This is a genomic window from Streptococcus sp. 17.1 (assembly GCF_016648655.1).
In the GTDB taxonomy this organism is placed as follows: domain Bacteria; phylum Bacillota; class Bacilli; order Lactobacillales; family Streptococcaceae; genus Streptococcus; species Streptococcus salivarius_E.
Window position 1 is genome coordinate 88917 of sequence record NZ_JACLQM010000007.1, and the last position, 23954, is coordinate 112870.

The window sequence follows — 23954 nt, forward strand, 5'->3', positions numbered from 1 at the left end:
TTACTATAAGCGTGATTAAATAGAGTTTGTAAGAAAACTTATAAAGGAGAACAGATATGAATCCAATGGACCTATTTAACCAAGTAAAAGAAATGATCGAAAAGAAAGATTTCGAAGCTGCTAAAAAGTTTGTCGATGACAATAAAGATGATTTGGGCGAATACTTTGACCAAGCTAAGTCACTTGTTTCAGGTAACGAAATGGTTAGTGGAGCTCTAGACAAGATTAAAGGTCTATTCTAAGACGAAGTCCCCTCAATCCTATTGATTGAGGGGACTTTTTATGTTTAGAGTTTCTATTTAGAGACAATGCATAACACAATCTAAGATTCTTTAGAAACACAAAAAAGAGATTCCTAAGGAATCTCTTTTTATTCTATATGACTATAGAATTATTTTTTCAAGTTGTAGAATGATTTCAAACCACGGTATTCTGCAACTTCACCAAGTTGGTCTTCGATACGAAGCAATTGGTTGTATTTAGCGATACGGTCAGTACGTGACAATGAACCTGTCTTGATTTGACCAGCGTTAGTTGCAACTGCGATATCAGCGATTGTTGAATCTTCAGTTTCACCTGAACGGTGTGATACTACTGCTGTGTATCCAGCTTCTTTCGCCATTTCGATAGCGTCGAAAGTTTCAGTCAAAGTACCGATTTGGTTAACTTTGATAAGGATTGAGTTAGCAGCGTGTTCTGCAATACCTTTTTCAAGGTAAGCTGTGTTAGTTACGAAGAAGTCGTCACCAACCAATTGAACTTTACCACCAAGACGTTCAGTAAGAGCTTTCCAACCGTCCCAGTCGTTTTCGTCCATACCATCTTCGATAGTGATGATTGGGTATTTGTTAACCAATTCTTCAAGGTAGTCGATTTGTTCTGCAGCAGTACGAACAGCAGCGCCTTCACCTTCAAATTTAGTGTAGTCGTAAACTTTACGTTCTGCATCGTAGAATTCAGATGATGCACAGTCAAATCCGATAAATACATCTTTACCTGGTACATATCCAGCAGCTTCGATAGCTTTGATGATAGTTTCAACACCATCTTCAGTTCCGTCGAAACGAGGTGCAAAACCACCTTCGTCACCTACGGCTGTTTCAAGTCCACGTTCTTTAAGGATTTTCTTAAGTGCGTGGAAGATTTCAGCACCCCAACGAAGAGCTTCTTTGAATGTTGGTGCACCAGCAGGTACAATCATGAATTCTTGGAAAGCGATTGGAGCGTCTGAGTGAGAACCACCGTTGATGATGTTCATCATTGGAGTTGGAAGAACTTTAGTGTTGAATCCGCCAAGGTAGCTGTAAAGTGGAACTTCAAGGTAGTCAGCAGCTGCGCGTGCTACAGCGATAGACACACCAAGAATAGCGTTGGCACCAAGTTTACCTTTGTTTGGAGTACCGTCAAGAGCGATCATTGCGCGGTCAATACCTTGTTGATCACGTACGTCGAATCCGATGATGTGTTCAGCAATAACGTTGTTTACATTATCAACTGCTTTTTGAGTACCAAGACCACCGTAACGAGCTTTGTCACCATCACGAAGTTCTACTGCTTCGTGTTCACCAGTTGAAGCTCCTGAAGGAACCATACCGCGACCGAATGCACCAGATTCAGTGTAAACTTCTACTTCAAGTGTTGGGTTACCGCGTGAGTCAAGGACTTCGCGTGCGTAAACATCAGTAATAATTGACATTACAATACTCTCCTTATGAGTTAAAATTTTTTACACCTATATATTACCATAATATCAAGGCTTAAGCAAATTAAAACCAGAATTTTCTAGCGATTTTCTATTTTTTAATATTTTCAATTGTTTTTGAAAATCTCAGAAAGCAACTCAAATGAAAAGGAATTCAAAATATTGTATAATACAAGTAGAAAACTAAGAGGAGATTCCTATGACTTCACTTGAAAACAAAGTGCTCCAATGCGCTAGTGGCGAAAAACGCCTAAATCCCGATGAACTTCGTCAGTATTTTGGAACCTATGCGGAACGTGTAGTCCTAGCTGTTCTATTGGAAAATACCGAAAAGAAAACTGTAATTGACAATTTTCCGCAAATATTAAAAGACTTATTAGCCGTTTACCCTAATCTTAGTCTCAAACTTTCGCCAAAATTAGCTGACCAGACACAATTTACCTATATCAAGACCGCTCAAGCACTAAATATTTCTGCAACTATCGTTGACGAGGCCAAGGCCCATTCGCCATACGGTCTTATCGTACATAGTAATCAAGCAGAGAATCTTGATAAAGTGTTATTTTCAGAACTCTATCCTGATATCCTTGCTCCTAGTGAAACTGAACCTTGCCTTGAAAAAAAGGGATTTTTTGCTAAACTATTCGGAAAATAAAAGCTGATGCAAAGTCAGCTTTTTCTTATATCACAATGTTTTACTGAGCTTGATGAGATTCCCAATATTGAGTCCTGTGCGATAGAGATTCTCCTTAGCCGTAGCTAAAACTTGGTCTAACTCTAATACTTGTCCAATGATAGGGAAAGCAGCTGAGATACCTGCTACTGGAAAATCAGGCAGGTCATCCTTCAAACTACCACAGACAGCAATGACGGGAATAGCTGATGGTGTCCGCCTAGCCACCCCGACCGGTGCTTTACCAGACAAGGACTGGCTATCCATACGTCCTTCACCAACTATGACCAAATCAACTTCCCTCACACGTTGATCAAAATCAACGCAATCAAGTACAAAGTCAATCCCTGATTTAATTTCTGCGCCTGCAAAGGCTACTAAACCCGCTGCCATGCCTCCTCCGGCTCCTGAACCAGCCAGTTTTAAAACCTCAGGAGCAAAGTTTTCGTAGAATTGTGTCATGTCTTGGTCAACCTTTTTAAATTGTGAAGGAGCTAGGCCTTTTTGTCCACCAAAAATATAGGTCGCTCCATCTTGACCACACAAGGGATTATCTACGTCAGTAATCAGATGAATAGTAACACCAGACAAATCAATCTTATTTTTAGAGGATACCTTTTTAATAAGACCAAGATTAGCACCTATTGGCTCAAGCTCCTGTCCCTGAGAGTCATAAAAACGATAACCCAATCCATATGCCATACCAATACCACCATCATTGGTAGCAGACCCACCTACGCCTATGATAAAATCTCGGATGCCAGATTGAACCAAATGAACAATTAGTTCGCCCACGCCTTGTGTCGTTAGAGCTAGAGGATTTCGTTTATCCTTAGGAATCTGTTCCAAGCCACAAATCGCAGCCATTTCAAAAATGGCAGTCTGGCCATTGCTGGCAAAAGAAACACTTCCGTCACTTGTATAGGCATGAGGAATCTCGATACTTTTCTTCTCAAGATTTAGATTTTCAGCAAGAGCATCTAAGGTGCCCTCGCCACCATCACCTATTGGCATGAGATCAAACTCAGTGTCGGGTAAGGCCTTTTCAAAGCCCAATTTAAGAGCTAAGGCGACCTCCTTTGCAGACAAACTTTCCTTAAACGAATCAGGTGCAATCAAAATTCGCATGATGTCCTCCTTCTATTTTTCTTTTAGGTAAGGGGATAAGGACTGAACTAACTCATCTGTCATATGTCTTGGACCTCGAACAGTTTTGATACCTAAACTCTTTAGTCTTTCACTGTCAAATTCGGTGTCATTAAAGGTGTATAAGGGTTTAATCCGCATCAACTCCTTAATACTCGCCTCTTCACGATAACCTTGATTAGGGATATTCGCTTCTAAAACCTGACAGAGGTAACGGATGGCCTTGGTAGGTGCCGTAATATAGATAGCCACCAAATCTCCCTTTTGCATACTAGCTTTCTGTGTCCAAAGAAGCTCCTCATTTGCGGAGAACTCCTCTCCAATATCGTAGTATTTCAAATTTACCGGGATAATCCAATAATGAGGCTCAAAAGCCTTTCTAAGATGTTTTGGGGCCACTAGGAAGCGACTGTCACTAAGAAGTTCAATAATGGTTTGGTCCGACAATGTCTCGTCTAAAACAAGACTAATCCAGGTCTTCTTGGACATATGGTAGCTAGGAAAAACCCCATCCATTTCCAAGAGCTTATCCATTTGCTTTGGATTAACCTTCAGGTTAACCACATCATAAATTAAATCCGCCTTTTCTCCATCAAGCCCTAGTTTTTCTCCCTTAAGAGGAAAAAACAAGGCATACCATTTACCATCAACCCTAAAGGACAAATAGCTTGGTTCCTTTTCGAAAGGATGGTCTGCTTGGTCTGAAAATTCTTGAACTAAAAACTGAGCTAGGCGATTAGCTTGTGGAGATGAGAACAATTGATTTTCATAACAAGAATCAGCTAGCTGTGAGAGAAGTTCTCCATAAGCTTCTCTGACTTGACCAACGTAAGTTCCAGTGGCCTGAGGACTCCTGAAGATATCATAAGGCTCATCAAGATCGATATCAACAACCTGTCCCGTCAACTTACCTTCTAAATCAATAAGCAATCGAGCTTCAAGTTCATCAGCTATCAGTGTTTTTCTGAACTCATAACCTTGCTTAGTAGTTGTAAAACCAAAAGGCTCTAGGCTATCCTGTTTTAGGATCTTCTGTTTAAAATAAGCATCCTCAAAAGTCATTGGTTCTCCCTTTTTCTAAAAAAGAGAAGTTGAGACAAACTTAAGTCCCAACTCCTTTTTTATTTTGTTGACTGACGTAAGGTAAGACCGTGATTAAGAATAACATCTTTATCTTCAAGTTCTTCCTTATTCATGATTTTAGTCAACATACGCATGCTAACTGCCCCTAAATCATAGAGAGGATGATTAATACTAGAAAGGTTTGGACGTGTGTAGCTTGTAATTGGTGAGTCATTGCTTGTGATGATTTCGAAGTCTTCTGGAACTGATTTACCTGCAGCAAAGAGGCCATTCAAGAGACCTGCAGCCAATTCATCTTCTCCAACATAGGCAGCAGTGGCACCAGAGTTCAAAACACGTTGTGCTAAATCAAAGCCATCTTTATAGCTATATTTGGCTTCAAAGACAAGACCTTCATTGTAACGCAAATTATTCTTTTCAAGTCCAGCCTTATAACCAGCTAGACGAAGCTTGCCATTAATATCATCAATTAGTGGTCCTGATACAAAGGCAACCTTTTCATTATTCTTGGCAAGTTGCGTTACAGAATCCTCAACGGCAACTTTATAGTCGATATTAACGCTCGGTAATTGGTGCTCGAGGTCCACTGTTCCTGCTAGGACAATCGGAGTACGGGTACGAGAAAATTCTGCACGAATTTTTTCCGTCAAGTGGTAACCCATGAAGATGATACCATCTACTTGTTTGGCAAATAGAGAGTTAATCACGGTAACTTCGTGATCGTCATTTTCATCACTAGAAGCAAGGACAATATTGTACTTGTACATCGTTGCAATATCATCAATCCCCCTTGCTAAAGTAGCAAAATAGCTATTTGCAATATTTGGGATGACAACTCCTACAGTAGTGGTTTTCTTACTCGCCAAGCCACGCGCAACCGCATTTGGACGATAATCCAAACGATCAATGACCTCAAGCACTTTTTTTCGGGTGTTTTCTTTTACATTTTTATTTCCATTTACCACACGAGACACAGTCGCCATCGAAACGCCTGCCTCACGCGCAACGTCATAAATAGTGATTGTTTCATCAGTATTCATAAAAACACTTCCTTTCTCATTTTACGCTCACTCTTTCATGCTAATTGTATCAGATTCTGAAAACACTTTCAATTATTTTGACTGATTTTTTACAAAAAAATGAAAGGGATTCCTTCTTTGTGGTTATGAGGAAGAAAGCCATTTCAGAAAAAGGCCTCTCATTTCGTGTTTCCAAGACTATCCATCGCTTACAAAACTAGCCTAAAAAAGTCTCAATGAAAGTAAATGATTTAATGAAAAGCCAAAAAAACAGCTTGCATTTTCCTTATAAAAGTGACAGAATGAGTGTAACAAATACAAAGGAGTTTTTTTCTATGTCTAAACTTGATCGCATTCGTCATTTTTTGAATGAAAATAAAGCAGGGCTAGCTATTGTTTCAGATCCTGTAACTGTCAATTATCTTACTGGTTTTGATTGTGACCCACATGAACGCCAAATGTTCCTCTTCGTCTATGAAAATCGTGAGCCTGCCCTATTTGTACCTGCTCTTGAGGTTGCACGTGCCTCTGCTGTACTCGACTTCCCAGTCTTTGGTTATGTAGACTCTGAAAATCCATGGCAAAAAATCAAAGCTGGCCTAGCAAGCACAGACAGCCCTATTATTTATGCAGAGTTTGACAATCTTAATGTGACCAAGTTCCAAGGATTGCAATCGGTCTTTGAAGGTCGCTTTGAAAACCTGACACCATTCATTCAAAAAATGCGCGTTATCAAGTCAGCTGATGAAATTCAAAAAATGCTTGTTGCCGGTGATTATGCTGATAAAGCTGTTAATATCGGTTTCGACAATATTTCTCTCGATGTTACTGAAACAGACATCATTGCTCAAATCGAATTTGGCATCAAACGCTTGGGCTATGAAATGAGCTTTGAAACTATGGTCTTGACTGGTAACAATGCAGCCAACCCACACGGCATTCCTGGAAGCAACAAAATTGAAAAAGATGCTCTTCTTCTCTTCGACTTGGGCTGTATGGTGAATGGCTATGCTTCAGATATGACGCGAACAGTCGCTGTTGGAAAACCCGATGATTTCAAAAAAGAAATCTACCACTTGACTTTAGAAGCTCAACAGGCTGCCCTAGATATGATTAAACCAGGTGTAACTGCCAGCGAAGTCGATGCTGCAGCACGTAATGTTATTAAAAAGGCTGGTTACGGCGAATACTTCAACCACCGTCTAGGACATGGTCTTGGTATGGATGTCCACGAATTTCCTTCAATCATGGAAGGAAATGACTTGGTTATCGAAGAAGGTATGTGCTTCTCTGTTGAACCAGGTATCTACATTCCTGAAAAAGTTGGTGTTCGTATCGAGGACTGTGGTTATGTTACAAAAGACGGCTTTGAAGTCTTCACACACACACCAAAAGAATTGCTCTATTTTGATGTTTAATTAATCCAGAAGGGTCTTCAATTAAGTTGAGGACCTTTTCGTTTGCACTCAAATTCAAAAGCCATATAAAAAGCTGACTCATCGTGAGTCAGCTTTTGCTATTTCTCCTCATGCTCTTGTCTAAGATAATCAAGGCCTTCTTCAATCCATCCTGGCATTGCTTCTGCCAAAGGCTTAAAGCCATAGTTCAAACGACTATCTGAAAAACGATGACGATGAGGGATTTTATTTTTTTCTTCCTCAAGGGTTCTCAAAGAAAGACTGGCCTTTTGTGTAAATTCATCAAAATCAACAACTTGAACCAAGACCTCCTGGTCTACCTTGAGGGTATTGTAGATGTTGTCGATATAACCTGTCTTAATCTCTGAGATGTGAATCAAGCCTGTGGTACCATTTTCCAATGAAACAAAGGCACCGTAAGGCTTGATGCCTGTGATAACACCCCTAAGCTTGTCTCCAATTTTCATCTTAGTCTGCTACCTCAACTGTTTCAATTACAACATCCTCAAGTGGCTTATCTTGAGCCCCAACCTCAACATTGGCAATTTCATCAAGCACCTTGTAAGAGTCTTCATCTACTAATTGACCAAAAACTGTGTGACGACGGTCTAGGTGAGGTGTTCCCCCATTTTCAGCATAAGCTTCTGCGATTGGTGCTGGCCATCCACCACGTTCGAGTTCCTTTTTAGCATAAGGAATTTCAGACGTTTGAACGATGAAGAATTGGCTACCATTTGTATCTGGTCCAGCATTAGCCATAGAAAGCGCACCACGGAGGTTATAGAGCTCTTCAGAAAATTCGTCCTGGAAGCTACCACCAAAGCTTGACTCACCACCCATACCAGTACCAGTTGGGTCACCACCTTGAATCATAAAGTCCTTGATAATTCTGTGGAAAATTACACCATCATAGTAGCCACTCTTGGCCAAATTGACAAAGTTAGTAACTGTTAATGGTGCCTGATCAGGGAAGAGTTTGATGACCAAATTACCATGATTTGTTTTAATTGTTGCGACTGGACCTTCTACTGTATCCAAGTCAAGTTGTGGGAAATGAAGTTCTTTTTCTACCAATCCGAGTTCCTCCAAGGCATTGAAAATGCCATCTTCTTCTATTGTTCCTGTAACGTAATCTGCTTTTTCTTTCAATTCTGGTGTGGCATTACCCATCGCAATCTTAAGTCCAACATAGTCAAAGATTTCCATATCGTTTGGACCATCACCAAACATCATGGCATTGACTGGTTTAAGATTTTCATGCTCCAAGACATGCTCGACACCAGAGGCCTTTGAGATACCATTTGCTACGACGTCAGAGGAGTGTTCGTGCCAGGGTACCATACGGACATGGGATGCGAGTTCTTCTGGTAATTCAAGGTCACCATCATTTTCCGCAAAAGTCCACATATGGTAAACATCATTCGACAAGTGAAAGTCTGGCTCCACATCACAAAGACCATAGACTGGTTTCATAGCATTATCAATCAAATCTGAACGCTCTGAGACAACTGGCTTATCCTTACCAGCAAAGCCCCAAGCAATTTCAATCTCTTTGCACCAAGCAACAAAAGCTTCTGTAACCTCACGAGCGAGGGGTTGGTTATAAATTTCTTCCCCTTTTCGATTAATCACATAAGTTCCATTGATGGTTACAAAATAATCGGGCTCTAGGTCTCGAATATCCTCAACGACACCATAGTAGCCACGTCCTGTGGCAATCCCCGTCAAAATTCCTTTTTCTTTAAGCCCTTTGAAAACAGCCTTAATAGATTCAGGAATGTAGCCTGTCTTTTTAACACGAAGGGTGTCGTCAATGTCAAAGAAAACAATCTTAGTCTTCTTGGCCTTGTATTTTGTTTTAGCATCTACTGGCATCGCTAATCTCCTTTACAGTATCACAGCTAGAGTCAGGTATAGCTAGTATCCTAACTAAAGACCGCATGGTACTCTCATTATATCATGTCTTAAAGCCAAAAACAAAAAATCATCTAGGACTATAGTAGTCTTAGATGATAGGCGGTTTAACGGTTAACACTCTTGATAATACGTTTAATATCACGCTCTTGTTCACGACGCTTGATAGACTCACGTTTATCGTAATCGTGTTTCCCTTTGGCAATACCGAGCAATACCTTAGCAAAACCGTTTTTTAGGTAGACCTTAAGGGGAACTAGGGTCATTCCTGTCCCCTTAAGATCATTTTGAAGTTTGGTGATCTGTTTCTTCTTGAGCAACAACTTTCTCGTACGGTCTGGATCTTGATTCCAAATATTTCCTTGCTCAAAAGGAGCAATATGGACATTGATTAACCAGGCCTCACCATTTTTGATTTGGGCATAGCCATCTTTAAGTTGGATGCGGGCCGCACGAACAGACTTAATTTCTGTCCCTGTCAGTACGATACCCGCTTCAATAGTATCAACGATACTATAGTCATGTCTAGCCTTTTTATTCTGAGCAACAACATTGCCTTCACCCTTTGGCATAGCAGTCCCTCCATTCTCATCCTATTTTCGTTTTTTAGCAACGTCCTTGTAAAAAGGTTTGTTCCCTTTTTTCTTACGACGACCACTCTCACGTCCCTTGTTATCATTATGAGGACGGTTTTGATTTTTACGTTTGTCTGGTTTCTTAGATGACTTACGTTTTTCGTCATAAGAGCCTTTACTACCATTACCATCTTGACGGTTACGGTTATCCCCACGTTTACCACGACGTTCGAAGTCTCCATTTTGACGGTCACGACGTGGACCTCTATTGCGGAAGGCTTTCGCCTTCTCTTCACGTTCCTGACGAGCCTTGTGATCCACTTTTTCAGTGACATCATACTCACTTGGAAGGTATTGGAAGTCAATGTCTCCGGTTTCCTTATCCGCACGTGTCAATTTGACACGGATAGGCTGACCAACTCGGAAAATCTTACCAGTTTTCTCACCCTGAAGTGTCATGGTGCGTTCATTGTAATTGTAAAATTCTGGAAGGGTCGTGATGTGAACCAAACCTTCGATGGTGTCTGGCAATTCCACAAACATACCGAATTTAACCACACTTCCAACAATACCGTCGAATTCTTGACCAACAAACTCTTCCATGTATTCCGCTTTTTTCATCGCTTCAACGACACGTTCGGCATCAATGGCACGGCGTTCAAGGGTTGAAGATGATGTCGCTAACTCAGGAATAACCTCTTCAAAATGTTCACGTGTTTCTTGAGACATATTGTTAGTGTACTCACGAATCATTCGGTGAACCAAGAGGTCTGGGTAACGACGGATTGGACTAGTAAAGTGGGTATAGTACTGAGCCGCAAGTCCATAGTGCCCATGGTTGTGTTCTGAATAGCGGGCTTGTTGCATAGAACGAAGCAACATCATATTCATGACCTCTGCTCCAGGTTTGCCTTGAACTCGCGCCATGAACTCTTGCAAGTCTAGTTGATCCATCTTATTGGCAGTTCCTTTGATTTGAACACCAAAGATAGAGGCATAATCCATGAAGCGTTGCAATTTCTCAGCTTTTGGTTCCTCGTGGATTCGATAAATAAATGGCAACTTAGCCTTAGCGAAATGCTCCGCCACACATTCATTGGCAGCCAACATGAAGGATTCAATCATTCGCTCGGCTGTTCCACGTTCACGCACCACGATATCCACTGGCATCCCCTTCTCATTTACCAAGATACGAGCTTCAGATGTATCAAAGTTAAGGGCACCACGACGCTCACGCATGTCTTCTAAAATCTTATGCAGTTCTGCCATAGCTGATACAGAGTCCATGATTGGCTTAAACTGCTCAATCTTTTCTGGATTTCCAGCCAACATCTCATTGACATCACTGTAGGTCATACGGAAGGTTGTATTAATCACAGATTGACAAATCTTATGATTAACCACCTTACCTTTTGGAGTAATCTCCATAATGGCTGACTGAGTCAAGCGATCAACATTGGGATTTAGTGAACAAATACCATTTGAAAGACGCTCAGGCAACATTGGCACCACACGGTCTGTCACATAAACCGAAGTCCCACGTGCTACGGCTTCACGGTTAAGAGCTGAACCTTCAGTGACATAGTAGGACACATCGGCAATATGAACACCAAGCTCAAAATTACCATTTGGCAAACGTTTAATATGGACCGCATCATCCAAGTCCTTAGCATCAGCTCCATCAATAGTAAAGGTCACCTCTTGACGAAGGTCAACACGACCAAGGAGGTCTTCCTGACTAGGTGCATCTGGCACAGCTTCTGCTTCCGCCATGACATCTTCTGGGAACTCTGAAACAATATCCATTGATTCCAAGACTTCCAAGACATCAATACCAGTATCCCCCTGATGACCAATAATGTCACGAACACTTCCTACAAAATAATCATAGTGACGGTTAGGGTATTTTTCAATATCAACCTTGATAATTTCAGTACCGTCTAGGGCAACTGGTTCTTTCTTAATATAAATTGGCTGCTGAATTTTTTGATTTTTAGACTTAATGTAACCAGCATAAGGTTCTTTCTCGTCGCTAAGGATAAATTTTCCTACAACAGTCTTAAGCGAACGTTCTACAATTTCAACAACTCGTGCTTCTGCTGCCGTCCCACGCAAACGATCCGCTGGCTTCTTGATAACAACAGCAACAGTATCACCGTCAATGGCATGGCCAACATCATTACGACCAATGAACATATCATCTTCACTGTCATCGACATGCAAGAAACCAAAACCGTTCTTATTGGCACGGAAAACACCTTCAACAGTCACCTGATTTGGATTTTCTTTCTTAGGACGCAAGGAAACAGAGCCATCTCGATTAAAACGCAACTGCCCCTTACTTTCCATGGCTGATATGGCCTTGATGAGCTGAGGAAACTTTTCTCCCCCAGCATGATTAAGAGCCTGGGCAATGTCGTTTACACTGGATTTCCCATGCTCCTTCAAATAATTTATAATAGATTCTTTCATGATTTCCTTTTCTTTTATTTATTGACTATAACGCAAAAAATGAGCCAACCTCAGTCAGCTCATTACTTACTTGAGAGAATGGAAAGGACGATTGCATCTACAATCCATAGAAAAACCATGATTCCTGTAAAGCGTTGCATAAAGGCTTCAAAACCACGTGGTTTACTACGTTCAAATAGTGCTTCTGACCCACCACCATCAAAGACATTGCTACTTGGATTCTTTTGTGGCTGCATGAATACCGCAATCACAATAATAGCTGACATCACCAAGAGCAGCGTTAATAATAAGTCGTACATAGTTATTCCTCCGAAAAAGTCCTTTTTATTCTACCATAGAACCCTTTAAGATTCAACATGTAAGGTTACTTTTCTATCCTTGGGGCAGAATTTGGGTACCTGAATTTTCTCAGGATGATTTTGTTTATTTTTACTTGTGAGATAGTTGATGCTCCCACATTCACTACACTTTAAATTGATTTTAACTCTCACCTATATTCTTGACTCCTAGCGATTTTCTAAAGATGATTAAGGACCAGACAAAATTTCCAAAGACAATTATTGCGGTCACAAAGAAGACCCAGCGATAACCTAGTCCAGTCGCAACTGCTGAACCAACAAAAGGACCTAAAACTTGTCCAATGTATGAAAAGCTTTGATTAAAGCTAAATATTCTTGAGATTCCTTCCTTGGGTGTCATCTTGGTCAATAAAGAATTGACACTAGGCATAAGGGCACCCACACCGAAGCCATAGGCAAAACGTAAGATACCCAATTGCAAGGCTGAACCGGCAAAACCACAAAGGAAATACAAGAGGAAGCTATAAAATAGCCCCATTAAAAGCAAGCGATGATTCCCAATACGGTCTCCCAATTTTCCCAGAAAAGGGGTACTCAAGAGACTAGAGAAGCCCATAGCAGAAACAATTAAACCTGAGTAAAAAAGGATATTGTCCCTCTGACCTAAATAACGAATATAAAGGGCCAACATAGGCGCTATCGATTGGGCAGAAATCTGGATAATCATACTGGTCACAAAAAGACCAATCAACATAGATTTGCTGGGAATTTTCGCAAAAACCTGAGAAAGAGTCATCATCTCTCCCTTTTCGATAGGTTGAAAATTCTCTCGCAAACCAAAGACAGTTAAGAGGCAGCAGATAAATAGAATGAGGCCCACCAATAAAAAGGTCCCTCTCATACCAAACGCCTCAGACAAGGTACCACCTAACAAAGGGCCAATCAGAACACCTGCCGTTAGACCCGTAGATAAGGTCCCCAGGGCATAGCCAGAACGGTTCTGAGGAACCTGACTAGCAATTAAAGCTGTGGCATTTGGGACATACCCCGCAAACAAACCATTCAGCGTTCTTAAGAAAAGCAGCCAGAAAACATTTGGGACTAAGGCAAGACCTCCCATTGTAAAAGTCATCACCATGCTGGCTCTAATCATCATGGGCTTTCGGCCATAACGGTCAGCCAAGCGTCCCCAAATAGGAGAAACCAGGGCTGAGGCTAAAGCAGAGATGGCAATAGACAAACCAGTATACCATTCAACCATGTCTCCTTTAACACCTAGTTCCTCAATGTAGAGGGCCATGAAAGGCATAACAATGGAGAAACTAGCTCCAGTAAAAAAGGTTCCTATCCATGCAATTTTAAGGTTACGTTGCCAATCAGTACTCTTAAGCTCTTTTTGGCGCAAATAATCATCTTCTTTCTAAAATTCACTATCCATTATATCACAATGACTAGCTATGAGGAGCTAGGTAAATCATTTATTGCGCTCTTCACTTTCTCCTTCAAATCATCGAGACTAGCATTATTATCAAGAACCAAGCTGGCATAAGGCTTTTTCTCTTCTAAAGACATTTGGCTATCAATACGCATCTTAGCTTCCTCAAAACTTAAGTGATTACGTTTCATCAAGCGTTGGCGCTGGACCTCAGGTAACACTGCCACCAACCAAATCTGGTCAAACCAGTCCTGATACCCATTCTCAATAAGTAAGGGAATATCCATGAAAAAAACATCTTCTTTCTTGGCCAAACAATCCCTTTGAGTTGCTAGTTCCTCTCGAATAATTGTCCCTTGAATCTCAGCAGACCGATGTCTCATCTCCTCATTCGAAAAAATCAGATGCCCTAGTTTAGGACGATTCAATTCTCCATTAGGAAGGAGAATCTCCTCTCCCAACCAATCAAGCAAGGCACTATACAAACGGCCTCCTTTGGCCTGCATATCGTGGACAAGCTGATCAGCATCAATGACCTTGTAACCTGCCTCTTTAATCATTTCAACAACCGTTGATTTTCCTGAAGCAATACCACCTGTTAACCCAATAATCATCGTTTCTGACAATGAGGACACAAATGTGTCCCTCTCCCTCCTAACTTGATTTTCTCAATTGTGCTTGCGCAGCGTGGACAAGGCTGTCCCGTTTTTCCGTAAACCTGCAAATAGTTCTGCATGGTTCCGTCCTCACCAAGGGCATTACGATAGGTCCTTATGGTTGAGCCGCCTTTTTCAATGCCAAGCTGTAAAATGGCAATCGTTTGATCATGGACCCGCTTCATGGCTGCCTTGCTGAGTTCCTTTGCTGGCGTTTCAGGATGAACCTTGGCCGCCCAAAGCACCTCATCAACATAGATATTTCCTAGACCAGCCACCAATTTTTGCTCCAAGAGGAGACTTTTAATGGGCTTTGCAGAATTCATCAAGGCTCTCTCAAATAGAGCGTATTTAAAGGCCTTCTTAGTAGGCTCAGGACCAAGCTTTTTCCTTGTAAAATAAGCCTCCTCTTGACTTTTAGCCAATAAATCAAAGGTCCCAAACTTACGGACATCTTGATAGACGAGGGTGGAGCCATCATCTAACTTAAAAAATAAGTGAAAATGCTTGTTGGTAGGAACTTGATCTGTAAACAGCAGGTATTTCCCCTCCATACGCAAGTGGGAAATCATAATCAACTGTCCAAAGTCAAAAATCAAGTACTTGCCTCTTCGTCGCAGGGCTTGAATGGTTTGACCAGGTAAATCAGTCAAAAAACTATCGTAGGAGGTCTTAATCATTTTGGGAACCTTGACCTCAAGCGACAAAATAGTCCGACCTACTACTAACCGTTCTAAACCTCGTCTAACAGTTTCTACCTCAGGTAACTCAGGCATCTGCTCCTCCTTCTAGCAAGAAAGCCGAGCAAGTGCCCAGCTTTTTAATATTCTTTTTCATTGTAACCAAAATCGGCCAAATCAAGTTTTTTATCACGCCAATTTTTCTTAACCTTAACCCAGGTTTCAAGGAAGACCTTGTCCCCGAGCATGACTTCAATATCTTTACGAGCAAGGGTACCAATTTTCTTGAGCATGGAACCTTGTTTACCAATAACAATCCCTTTTTGGCTGTCACGCTCAACCATGATTGTCGCACGAATATGAATCTTATCCGTGTCTTCATCACGCTTCATCTCATCAATGACAACCGCAACGGAGTGTGGAATTTCTTCACGTGTCAACTGAAGGACTTTTTCACGAATCATCTCTGATACCAAGAAACGCTCAGGGTGATCGGTGATTTGGTCCGCTGGGAAATATTGGAACCCTTCCTCAAGGTTAGCGCTCAAGACATCCACAAGGTGGGAAACATTGTTCCCTTGGAGGGCAGATATCGGAATAATCTCCTTGAAATCCATTTGTGTACGGAAATCGTCAATCTGCTCTAGGAGCTGATCTGGATGGACCTTGTCAATCTTATTGATTACCAAGATAACTGGAACTTTAGCTTGTTTGAGGCGTTCGATAATCATATTATCACCCTTACCACGAGGCTCATCCGCTGGTACCATAAAGAGGACTGTATCAACCTCACGAAGGGTTGAATAAGCAGATTCCACCATAAAATCCCCAAGAGCCGTCTTAGGCTTGTGAATCCCTGGGGTATCGATAAAGACAATCTGTTCCTTATCGGTTGTGTAAATTCCCATAATTTTATTGCGGGTTGTTTGAGCCTTATCACTCATGATAGCAATCTTTTGCCCCATAACATGGTTCAAAAACGTTGATTTTCCTACATTAGGACGGCCGAGAATAGCCACAAATCCTGATTTAAATGTCATATAACTTCTTTCCTATTTCGTTTTAATTGAAAATTAAGTGCCAAATTTTAGGTATGAAAACAATCATCCCCGTAATGACTGCATAACAAGAAACCACTAAAACAGCTCCAGCGGCCATATCCTTGGCATTTTTGGCTAGCATCGAAAAGTGATAATTACTAGCTAAATCGACAACATTTTCAATGGCAGAATTAACAATCTCTAGGGCAATTACGAGAAAAACTGCCATCAAAAGAAAGAGCCATTCTGTCGCAGACACACGGAAAATCAAGCCAGCCAATACCACCAAAATAGCTGAAACCAAGTGCTTGCGCATATTGCGTTCTTCTTTGAAAGCCGTTATTATTCCTGTCAGAGCAAACTCAAAACTAGCTGTAAATTCTCTATTTTTCCACTTTTTTTGTGGATTATTGTCGCGTAAGTCCATAAGCAGTCAAAATTTCTTCCTGTAAGCCAAACATTTCCGCTTCTTCTTCTGGGGTGTAATGGTCATAGCCATTGATATGGAGAAAACCGTGAACAGCCAAGAAACCCATCTCACGTTCAAAACTATGTCCATAATCCTCAGCTTGTTCATGAGCCTTATCAACGGAAATAAAGAGTTCACCGATATAACTATCAAACTCTCCCATCATTTCAGCTAATTCAGGATTTTCAGCCAATTCTTCCTCATCAAAACTAATATCTAATTCAGGCTTATACTCCAAACTAATAACATCCGTTGGACGGTCTGTATCACGATATTCCAAGTTTAGTTCGTGGCTGCGTTCGTTGGTTACAAATGTAACCGCCATTTCCTTGTCTTCCTTACCAAGTTTTTGTGCTGCAAAATCTAGCAACTCCAAGGTTTGTTCTTTTAATTTCTCAGAGACTTGTCCAGTCTCGTCAATCATTTCAATATACATAAGATTCTTTAGGAACGGCTATGCTCACTTCAAGCACAGAACCGCTCGCTTCCTTTCACTAACTCATTAGCTTTTTATAGAAATACCCAAATACATAGAATCCTAACTTTGAGTATTTTTAGTTTAATATTAATCACTTCATTATACCATAAGGACACAGAAAAAGCAGACTTAAGCCTAATTGTCTGCTTTTTGTATGGCCTCTCCGTGAATCGCTTACTTATCCAAACTATCCTTAAGACGTTGAATATGAATGGTTAAATAGACCTGTTCGTCCAAACTCAATTCAAAAGTATAACCTGTCTTAATATAGTTAGCAATCTTTTGGGTACAGATAAAGGATTCTGGATAATTTACCCTAACCTGCTCGTAAAGAAAAGCATCATTTTTACCACCACTAACCCCACTCACAATCCGTTGCGCTAGATAGCGAAGATGTGTAATAAATCGGTTATAAGAGAAACTATCCTCCTCCAAATCACAACCAAATTGAAGACGGACAATGTCACTAATTCCAACCACAATTTGAGTCATCTGCCGGTCTTTTTCATGGAGACCCGCATCCTTTTGTGCATTGACAAAATGTAAAGCGACAGAGGCAGCCTCATCATCTGCCAATTTAACTTCTAAATCCTTGGCAATCAAACGAAGAGCTTGTTTTCCAATCTCATACTCCCGAGGGTAAAATTTTCGAACCTCCCAAGCCAAGGGATTCTGCAGAGAAATACCTTCTCCACTTCTTTCAATGGCGTAATGTAGGTGGTCAGCTAGGGCGATGAAAAAAGAGGGGTCAAACTTGGTTTGTAAGACAGCTTCAGCAAAAGTAAGGATATTCAAAAAGACCTGCATTTCACCTTCAGGCAAATTGACATAAACACGAGACCATTCATCTAATGCCTCTGTATTTTCCAAAACAAAAGTCTTTTCAATCTTTTCCTTATCAACAAAGTCTCCGACCTTCTTTTGAAAGCCCAGTCCCTTGCCCATGACAATGTATTCCACATTATTATCCAAAGCCTGAACAACATTGTTGTTTAAAATCTTTTCAATTTGCATCATGATCCCTCGTCATTAAAGCGTTTACTTTATTTTACCAAATTTTTAATGAGAAACCTACTTACTGCAAACAAAAAGCGCTGGACTTACCAACACTTTTCCTAAAGTTCTGTTCGATTTTCGATAGCTCTTAGCAAGGTCACTTCATCAGCATACTCAATGTCAGAACCAACAGCCAAACCACGCGCTAAACGAGTCACCTTGATTCCCGCAGGTTTGAGGACACGTGAAATATACATAGATGTTGCCTCACCATCTGCTGTTGCATTAGTAGCAATGATAACTTCGTCAACCTCGCTATCCATAAGACGAGTAATCAAACTTTTCAAGTTAATATCATCTGGTCCAACACCATTCATAGGGGAAATAAGCCCTTGAAGCACATGGTAGAGACCACGGTATTCCTGAATCTTTTCCATAGCTGAAACATCTTTGGAGTCTTCAACAACCAAAATCTTAGTACGATCTCTCGTTTCATCTGTACAAATGTTACAGGGATCATCATCTGTCAAACGACCACAGACCGAACAATAAGTCAATTCACGTTTGGCTGCCAAGAGGTTTTTTGCGAAATCATTGACATCTTCATCAGACATGCTAATGGTATAAAAAGCTAGGCGTGTCGCTGTTTTAGCCCCAATTCCAGGGAGTTTTGAAAAACTATCAATCAGCTTCGCAATTGGAGTAGGATAAAGCATGAAGGTCTCCTGTTCTTTATATGATTTTATTCATCTCTTATCTTTTGTCACTGTCATGGATATGTCTTTACCCAAGAACAAATACTCAAACACTATATCACAGAAAAATCCCTCGTGCAAGGCACGAGAGATTTTCATATTTAGTGAGTATTTTGATAAAGTTCCATGATAGCTTTGACTGCAACTTGGGGGCTTTTACTCTTCCAATCAAGAACATGTGGGTACATGATTCCAACAGCCAACTTCGTACCATCTTTGGCGGTCGCATAGGCTACGGCATTAAGATTATATGTTTTTACTGTGTTACCTGAGCTGTCTGTCGTATAGGTTTCGGCTGTCCCTGTTTTACCACTAATTGGAATGATAGAACTTGCCATAGCTTTACCAGTCGCAAGGCTAGAACCAGAATTAACGACATCATTAAAGCCTTGTTGGATAATCCCCATCTGCTCAGAATCAAGAGGTAAGGTATTTAATACACGTGTATCTACCGTTGAAGCTAGAGCTCCTAAGCTACCATTAGTACCAGCATCATAAATACCTCCCACAATATGAGGTGCTACACGTTTACCACCATTTGCAATTGAAGCAACATACTGAGCCAGCTGAATGGTTGTATAAGAATCGTACTGACCAAAGGCCTCTGTCAAAACGTTGGCTACATTGTAATTCTTAGAAATGTACCCTTCTGATTCTCCAGGCAAATCAAGTCCTGTAGATACCCCCATACCAAAATCAGCGTAGGTATCACGAAGTGTCGTCATGGCCTTATCCATATTGTCAGTCGACAAGGCCATGCCTGGAACATACTGTTGGCCAAGTAGTTTGATTGCAATCTGCACCATATAGGTATTTGATGAATATTCTAGAGCCTGTGTCGCGGTAATAGGACGGCTACCTTGATCTGTAAACCAAGACGTAATCGAGGCTGAACCAGCAATGTTGATTGGTTGGTCAGTCAAGACCTGATTTCCATAGATGGCACCTGAACGCCAACCAGCAGTTAGGGTTGCTCCCTTAACAACAGATCCTGGAATAAAGACATCAGTGATTGTTCCTAAGGCATTTGCTTTAAAATCTTGTGCTCCTTGTTCATGTTTTTGCCCCGCCATGGCAAGTACAGCACCAGTTTCAGCATTCATAACAACGGCATACATTCCTTCAGAATAGGTAGCTTTGTTCTCTGAAATCTCTGAAGAAAGCTGTTGACCTAGGATATCTTCAACTCCCTTTTGGAAATCAAGGTCGATGGTCAACTGCAGATTGTTACCCTTACTTCCCTTTTGAGTGATTTTATCACTAGCAACTTCGCCTTCCTTGTCTACTGTAATCTCACGAACAGTATGTTTCCCTTGTAGCTTCTCCTCATATTCTTTTTCTAGATAAGAAGTTCCTACACGGTCATTAAGGGCATAACCTTTTTTGAGGTATTCCTTAGCATCTTCTTGTGGCAAACCTGCTTCTGAACTTGAGACTTTCCCGATGAGAGGAGACAAGGCTGAATCAACCGTATGACGCTCCCAATCCTTAGCAACCGTAATACCATTAAGTTCCTTCTGTTTAGCTGCTACAATCGCAATTTGTTCAGGCGTCAAGTCTCCTGTTTTCAATGTGACTGTTGAGAAATTAGAAACAGCATTCATCTGTGAGTAAATGTAGACAATCTTAAGCTCATCCTCAGTGTAATCCACTGCTTCATCAGGAACGGCATCAACAGCATTGTTGTAAATAGTAGCTTCAGCTAATTTATTACCAAACTTATCTGTTTTCTTGTCCTTTGGAAGATCATTAACCACACGTTTGTAGGTAGCAGAATCTGCTAGATAGAAATCGCGTTTCTGGCGTGCTGTTACCTTCGTCTCCGTTAGTGTTACCATGGTCGCTAACTTTTCAGCGACCTTCTTCATAGTATCTGATGACACCAAATTGCTACGTGTAAAGGTGATAACGTCCTTACTCTGGTTGGTCGTAAGAGCGACCCCCTTAGCATCAAAGATTTGCCCACGTTCGCTTGCAATTCTAACCGTATACTTGGAGTTATCCTCTAATTTCTTAGTATAAAACGATTTGTTATAAACCTGCATATAGGTCAAACGTGCAAAAAGCAACAAAAAAAGGACAAAGACTACACCAAAAAGCAAGTAAACACGACGTGAAATGTTTACTGGCTTTCTAGGTTTATTCGCTCGTTTTTCTTTTTGTTTTTGGCGCCGTTTTTCCCATTTTTGACTGAGTTTTTTCGAAAATGATGTCACTTTTTTTCCTCTATGTTCTCATAAAAATTCTCTTTTATTTTATCACAAATAAGCTTTAGCAAACTTAAAAAAATGTCGAAATCTAAAAAAACTTGCCTCAATATAAGACACGTTTTTTAGATTATATTGACAACTTTTTCATCCAGCTAGGAATGGCTTTACTGATATGTGTCGGCAAAACCACATAGGCATTTTTAGCCAGATCATCAGCAATAGCTGAGTGAAGCCAGGTAGCTACTGTGACAGCATTATAGCGATCAATTGAAGGGAACTGGGCCAGAAAACCAGTAATCATACCAGCTAAGGTATCTCCCATTCCTCCTGTGGCTTGATAAGGCCCACCAACTTCTAAATGAGCTACTTTTTCACCCTGATAGACAGCCGTCTTGTGACTCTTGGCAACCAGGATTGTCCCAGCTCGGAACTCTCCCAAGGCTTTTTGAGTGTTGGAAACTGTCTGCCCTGGAATCCTTAAACCTGACAAGCGTTCCCATTCTTTTTGATGTGGGGTGAGAGTAAGGTGACAATCTGGTAGGTCCTTCTTATTTTTCTTAGCCAAAAGATTGAGAGCTGAACCATCAACAACCAAATTTTGATCTGCCCTAATATTTGCCAGCACCAAGTCCATAGCCTGACTAGCTACACCATCTTCACCTAGGCCAGAACCGATTAATACCACATCAGCTGCCCTAAGATTCTCAAGGAATCTTTCAGTCTCTCTAAGGTCAAAAGCCATGGCTTCAGGGAGATGAGCATGAAGGGCTGTGATATTTTCACGATCCGTAGCCACTGTGACCAAGCCTGCCCCACTATTGACACAAGCTATGGCAGCCATAATGATGGCACCACCATAAGGATAAAGCCCACCAACTAAAAGCACTCGACCGTAAGAACCCTTGTGAGACTCTCTCAAGCGAGGTGTTATCACTTGCCTAGCTAAATCGTCATCAACTTTCATAAACTATCCTTTCGCACTACGAAGAGCAGCTTGATAGGTCTGTTCCATCAACATAGTAATAGTCATAGGGCCTACACCACCTGGAACAGGCGTGATCATGCCAACCTTATCTTTCACTTGATCAAAATCAACGTCACCACAAAGTTTGCCTTCTTCATCACGGTTGATTCCCACATCAATGACAACAGCACCCTCTTTGACATATTCTCCTGTTACAAATTTTGCACGTCCAATAGCTACAATCAAGACATCTGCCTTGCTACAAACCTTAGCCAAATGCGGTGTTCGTGAGTGGGTCAAGGTAACTGTTGCATTCTTTTCTAGAAGAAGCTGAGCCATAGGTTTACCAACAATATTACTACGTCCGATAATAACTGCTGTCTTACCTTCCAATTCAACATTGTACTCACGAAGGATTTCCATAATCCCAGCCGGTGTACAAGGAACCATTTGACGGCGACCATTCCAAAGATTACCAGTATTCATAGGATGGAAACCATCGACATCTTTTTTAGGATCAATAGCCAAAAGAATACGCATTTCATTAATATGATTCGGCAGTGGCAACTGAACCAAGATACCATGGAAAAGCGGATCCTGATTATAGCGCTCAATAACTTCAATCAACTCTTCCTCACTAATACTCTCAGAAAGATTGACCGTCTGACTATGGAAGCCAGCCTTTTTAGCAGCACGTTCCTTATTACGCACATAAACTTGACTAGCTGGGTTGTCTCCAACCATAATTACCACTAGTCCTGGCACAATCCATTCCTTTTCTTTTAGACGTGCTACCTTTTCTTGCAATTGATCCTGCATTTTAACAGCTAGGGCCTTACCATCCATTATTATCGCCATGGGTGTTCTCCAATACATACTTTTTTTCAATTATACCATAGTGAGGACTCTTTGTGACTAAATTTTCTAAATTTTCAAAAAGACGTTTCAAATGAAAACTAAAAAAGCTGGAATTGCCTTCCAACTTCTTCTGATTATCTTTCGTGACTAATCCACAAAATCATTTTGCTGACTCCAACCCTTAATAACCTTCAAGGTCTTCTGCTGGTATTTGCCACTTTCATACATGTGATCTGCACCTGTTAAGGAAACGAGAACAGAATCACGGTAGTTCTTAGCTGTTCTTCTAGCAATATTAGGATGAGTCATCTTATCCTTGGTTCCTGAAATGACGAGAACAGGACATAAAATGTTACTAAAATCCACATAAGCTGCCTTTGTCTTATCAAACCAATGAAGAGCCATCTGAGTATAAACTTTTCCTGATTCAGGAACCAGACCGGCAAAAACTTCCTCTTTCAAAGCTTCCTCTTGTTCATTCATGCAAAACTTGAAAAACTCCTTTTTATAAGGGGGCATGGCTTTTTTCCAAAACCCCCAACGTAAAAAGTGTTTGCCAAAACAAGCTAACATGGTTGGATAAAAGGCGTAAATATCTGCTGTCGGAGCAGGTCCCATGAGAATCATACCAGCAACTTCTGTCTTTTCAGCAACCATTTGAGCCACCAGACAGCCTAAAGAGTGCCCCAAAATGAGTGGTGGTTGGTCTAGACTTTCAATCAAAGCCACTAAATCATCTCGATAGTCCTGCAAGGTAACAGTCCCAACTTTAGTTAGGCACTCTTGATAAGGTAGGTCATGGTAACGAAAGCTAGGTGTATGCACCTTGTATCCCATTTGACGTAGACCTGTCGCAAATTCTCCCCAAACATTGCCATCACACCAGGTCCCATGAATTAGGACAATCTCTCTGTTCAAAACCATTCCTTATACATCTCCCTTTTTTGTTAAAAATTTAGATTATTTATCTATCTTATAGTATCATACTTCCAACCTACATACCTTTATACATTTCTTACAATCGTAAGAAAATGGGGCTCTATAATTTCTGTAGTGGGTAAAACCACTGTAGAGATTATAGAGCTTTTTAAGTGTACACAAAAAGTCCCATA

The 23954-nt window shown here is 40.9% G+C and carries 25 protein-coding genes; 3 read left to right on the plus strand and 22 right to left on the minus strand.

The window, feature by feature from the left end; translation table 11 throughout:
• Positions 1–56: 56 nt before the first annotated feature.
• On the plus strand, positions 57–242 hold the full coding sequence (locus H7T99_RS06000; protein WP_002890454.1) for a hypothetical protein: 186 nt from the start codon (positions 57–59) through the stop codon (positions 240–242).
• A 149-nt stretch (positions 243–391) separates the two neighbouring features.
• Here the strand turns inward: H7T99_RS06000 and eno are convergent, their stop codons facing one another.
• Positions 392–1696 carry a surface-displayed alpha-enolase gene (gene eno / locus H7T99_RS06005; RefSeq protein WP_002886048.1) on the minus strand — a complete coding sequence of 435 codons (1305 nt, stop codon included), beginning with the start codon at positions 1694–1696 and terminating at the stop codon, positions 392–394.
• A 205-nt stretch (positions 1697–1901) separates the two neighbouring features.
• On the opposite strand from eno, the gene H7T99_RS06010 reads away from it, so the two are divergent.
• Positions 1902–2357: a YueI family protein gene (locus tag H7T99_RS06010; RefSeq protein WP_037603993.1), complete on the plus strand. Its 456-nt coding sequence runs from the start codon at positions 1902–1904 to the stop codon at positions 2355–2357.
• Positions 2358–2387: 30 nt separating this feature from the next.
• Here H7T99_RS06010 and H7T99_RS06015 read toward each other — a convergent pair whose 3' ends face one another.
• The 3 genes from H7T99_RS06015 to ccpA are packed head-to-tail and all read right to left on the minus strand — an operon-like array spanning position 2388 to position 5644.
• On the minus strand, positions 2388–3503 hold the full coding sequence (locus H7T99_RS06015; RefSeq protein ID WP_037603994.1) for a glycerate kinase: 1116 nt from the start codon (positions 3501–3503) through the stop codon (positions 2388–2390).
• Between the two features lie 12 nt (positions 3504–3515).
• Positions 3516–4583 carry an MmcQ/YjbR family DNA-binding protein gene (locus H7T99_RS06020; RefSeq protein ID WP_037603995.1) on the minus strand — a complete coding sequence of 356 codons (1068 nt, stop codon included), beginning with the start codon at positions 4581–4583 and terminating at the stop codon, positions 3516–3518.
• Between the two features lie 59 nt (positions 4584–4642).
• A complete protein-coding gene (gene ccpA / locus H7T99_RS06025; protein WP_037603997.1) occupies positions 4643–5644 on the minus strand; it encodes a catabolite control protein A in 1002 nt (333 codons plus the stop codon).
• Positions 5645–5958: 314 nt separating this feature from the next.
• Between ccpA and H7T99_RS06030 the strand changes: the two genes are divergently transcribed.
• Positions 5959–7041 (plus strand): M24 family metallopeptidase, encoded by a 1083-nt coding sequence (locus H7T99_RS06030; RefSeq protein WP_037603998.1) that lies wholly within the window; start codon positions 5959–5961, stop codon positions 7039–7041.
• A 98-nt stretch (positions 7042–7139) separates the two neighbouring features.
• On the opposite strand, the gene H7T99_RS06035 is transcribed toward H7T99_RS06030, so the two are convergent.
• From H7T99_RS06035 to H7T99_RS06120, 18 genes are all read right to left on the minus strand, one after another.
• Entirely contained in the window at positions 7140–7508 is a 369-nt protein-coding gene (locus H7T99_RS06035) for a S1 RNA-binding domain-containing protein (RefSeq protein ID WP_002886108.1), read from the minus strand.
• A 1-nt stretch (position 7509) separates the two neighbouring features.
• Positions 7510–8916 carry a Cof-type HAD-IIB family hydrolase gene (locus H7T99_RS06040; protein WP_037603999.1) on the minus strand — a complete coding sequence of 469 codons (1407 nt, stop codon included), beginning with the start codon at positions 8914–8916 and terminating at the stop codon, positions 7510–7512.
• Between the two features lie 146 nt (positions 8917–9062).
• A complete protein-coding gene (gene smpB / locus H7T99_RS06045) occupies positions 9063–9527 on the minus strand; it encodes an SsrA-binding protein SmpB (protein WP_002885905.1) in 465 nt (154 codons plus the stop codon).
• 21 nt (positions 9528–9548) lie between these two features.
• Positions 9549–12002 (minus strand): ribonuclease R, encoded by a 2454-nt coding sequence (gene rnr / locus H7T99_RS06050; protein ID WP_037604001.1) that lies wholly within the window; start codon positions 12000–12002, stop codon positions 9549–9551.
• Between the two features lie 62 nt (positions 12003–12064).
• Complete coding sequence (gene secG / locus H7T99_RS06055) at positions 12065–12301, minus strand: preprotein translocase subunit SecG (protein ID WP_002886135.1); 237 nt, start codon at positions 12299–12301, stop codon at positions 12065–12067.
• 45 nt (positions 12302–12346) lie between these two features.
• On the minus strand, positions 12347–12493 hold the full coding sequence (gene rpmG / locus H7T99_RS06060) for a 50S ribosomal protein L33 (RefSeq protein WP_002890443.1): 147 nt from the start codon (positions 12491–12493) through the stop codon (positions 12347–12349).
• The gene (locus H7T99_RS06065; RefSeq protein WP_037604003.1) at positions 12483–13706 is read right to left on the minus strand and encodes a multidrug efflux MFS transporter; all 1224 of its coding nucleotides are present in this window, start codon (positions 13704–13706) and stop codon (positions 12483–12485) included. Before H7T99_RS06065 ends, rpmG begins: the two co-directional genes overlap by 11 nt.
• Before the next feature lie 50 nt (positions 13707–13756).
• Positions 13757–14350: a dephospho-CoA kinase gene (coaE, locus tag H7T99_RS06070; RefSeq protein WP_037604004.1), complete on the minus strand. Its 594-nt coding sequence runs from the start codon at positions 14348–14350 to the stop codon at positions 13757–13759.
• Positions 14347–15168: a DNA-formamidopyrimidine glycosylase gene (gene mutM, locus H7T99_RS06075; protein ID WP_037604005.1), complete on the minus strand. Its 822-nt coding sequence runs from the start codon at positions 15166–15168 to the stop codon at positions 14347–14349. The genes coaE and mutM overlap by 4 nt, the downstream gene beginning before the upstream one ends.
• A gap of 44 nt (positions 15169–15212) precedes the next feature.
• Positions 15213–16112, minus strand: coding sequence for a GTPase Era (gene era / locus H7T99_RS06080; protein WP_037604006.1), 900 nt, complete (start codon positions 16110–16112; stop codon positions 15213–15215).
• A gap of 22 nt (positions 16113–16134) precedes the next feature.
• Positions 16135–16539: a diacylglycerol kinase family protein gene (locus tag H7T99_RS06085; RefSeq protein ID WP_002890438.1), complete on the minus strand. Its 405-nt coding sequence runs from the start codon at positions 16537–16539 to the stop codon at positions 16135–16137.
• Positions 16520–17017, minus strand: coding sequence for an rRNA maturation RNase YbeY (gene ybeY, locus H7T99_RS06090; protein WP_002890437.1), 498 nt, complete (start codon positions 17015–17017; stop codon positions 16520–16522). Before ybeY ends, H7T99_RS06085 begins: the two co-directional genes overlap by 20 nt.
• A gap of 216 nt (positions 17018–17233) precedes the next feature.
• A complete protein-coding gene (gene licT / locus H7T99_RS06095; RefSeq protein WP_037604007.1) occupies positions 17234–18073 on the minus strand; it encodes a BglG family transcription antiterminator LicT in 840 nt (279 codons plus the stop codon).
• A gap of 101 nt (positions 18074–18174) precedes the next feature.
• Entirely contained in the window at positions 18175–18771 is a 597-nt protein-coding gene (gene recR, locus H7T99_RS06100) for a recombination mediator RecR (RefSeq protein ID WP_002889030.1), read from the minus strand.
• 140 nt (positions 18772–18911) lie between these two features.
• Complete coding sequence (pbp2b, locus tag H7T99_RS06105) at positions 18912–21026, minus strand: penicillin-binding protein PBP2B (RefSeq protein WP_037604008.1); 2115 nt, start codon at positions 21024–21026, stop codon at positions 18912–18914.
• A 121-nt stretch (positions 21027–21147) separates the two neighbouring features.
• Positions 21148–21984, minus strand: coding sequence for an NAD(P)H-hydrate dehydratase (locus H7T99_RS06110; RefSeq protein WP_037604017.1), 837 nt, complete (start codon positions 21982–21984; stop codon positions 21148–21150).
• A 3-nt stretch (positions 21985–21987) separates the two neighbouring features.
• Positions 21988–22842, minus strand: coding sequence for a bifunctional methylenetetrahydrofolate dehydrogenase/methenyltetrahydrofolate cyclohydrolase (locus tag H7T99_RS06115; protein ID WP_037604019.1), 855 nt, complete (start codon positions 22840–22842; stop codon positions 21988–21990).
• A gap of 147 nt (positions 22843–22989) precedes the next feature.
• A complete protein-coding gene (locus tag H7T99_RS06120) occupies positions 22990–23766 on the minus strand; it encodes an alpha/beta fold hydrolase (RefSeq protein WP_037604020.1) in 777 nt (258 codons plus the stop codon).
• Between the last annotated feature and the right edge of the window lie 188 nt (positions 23767–23954).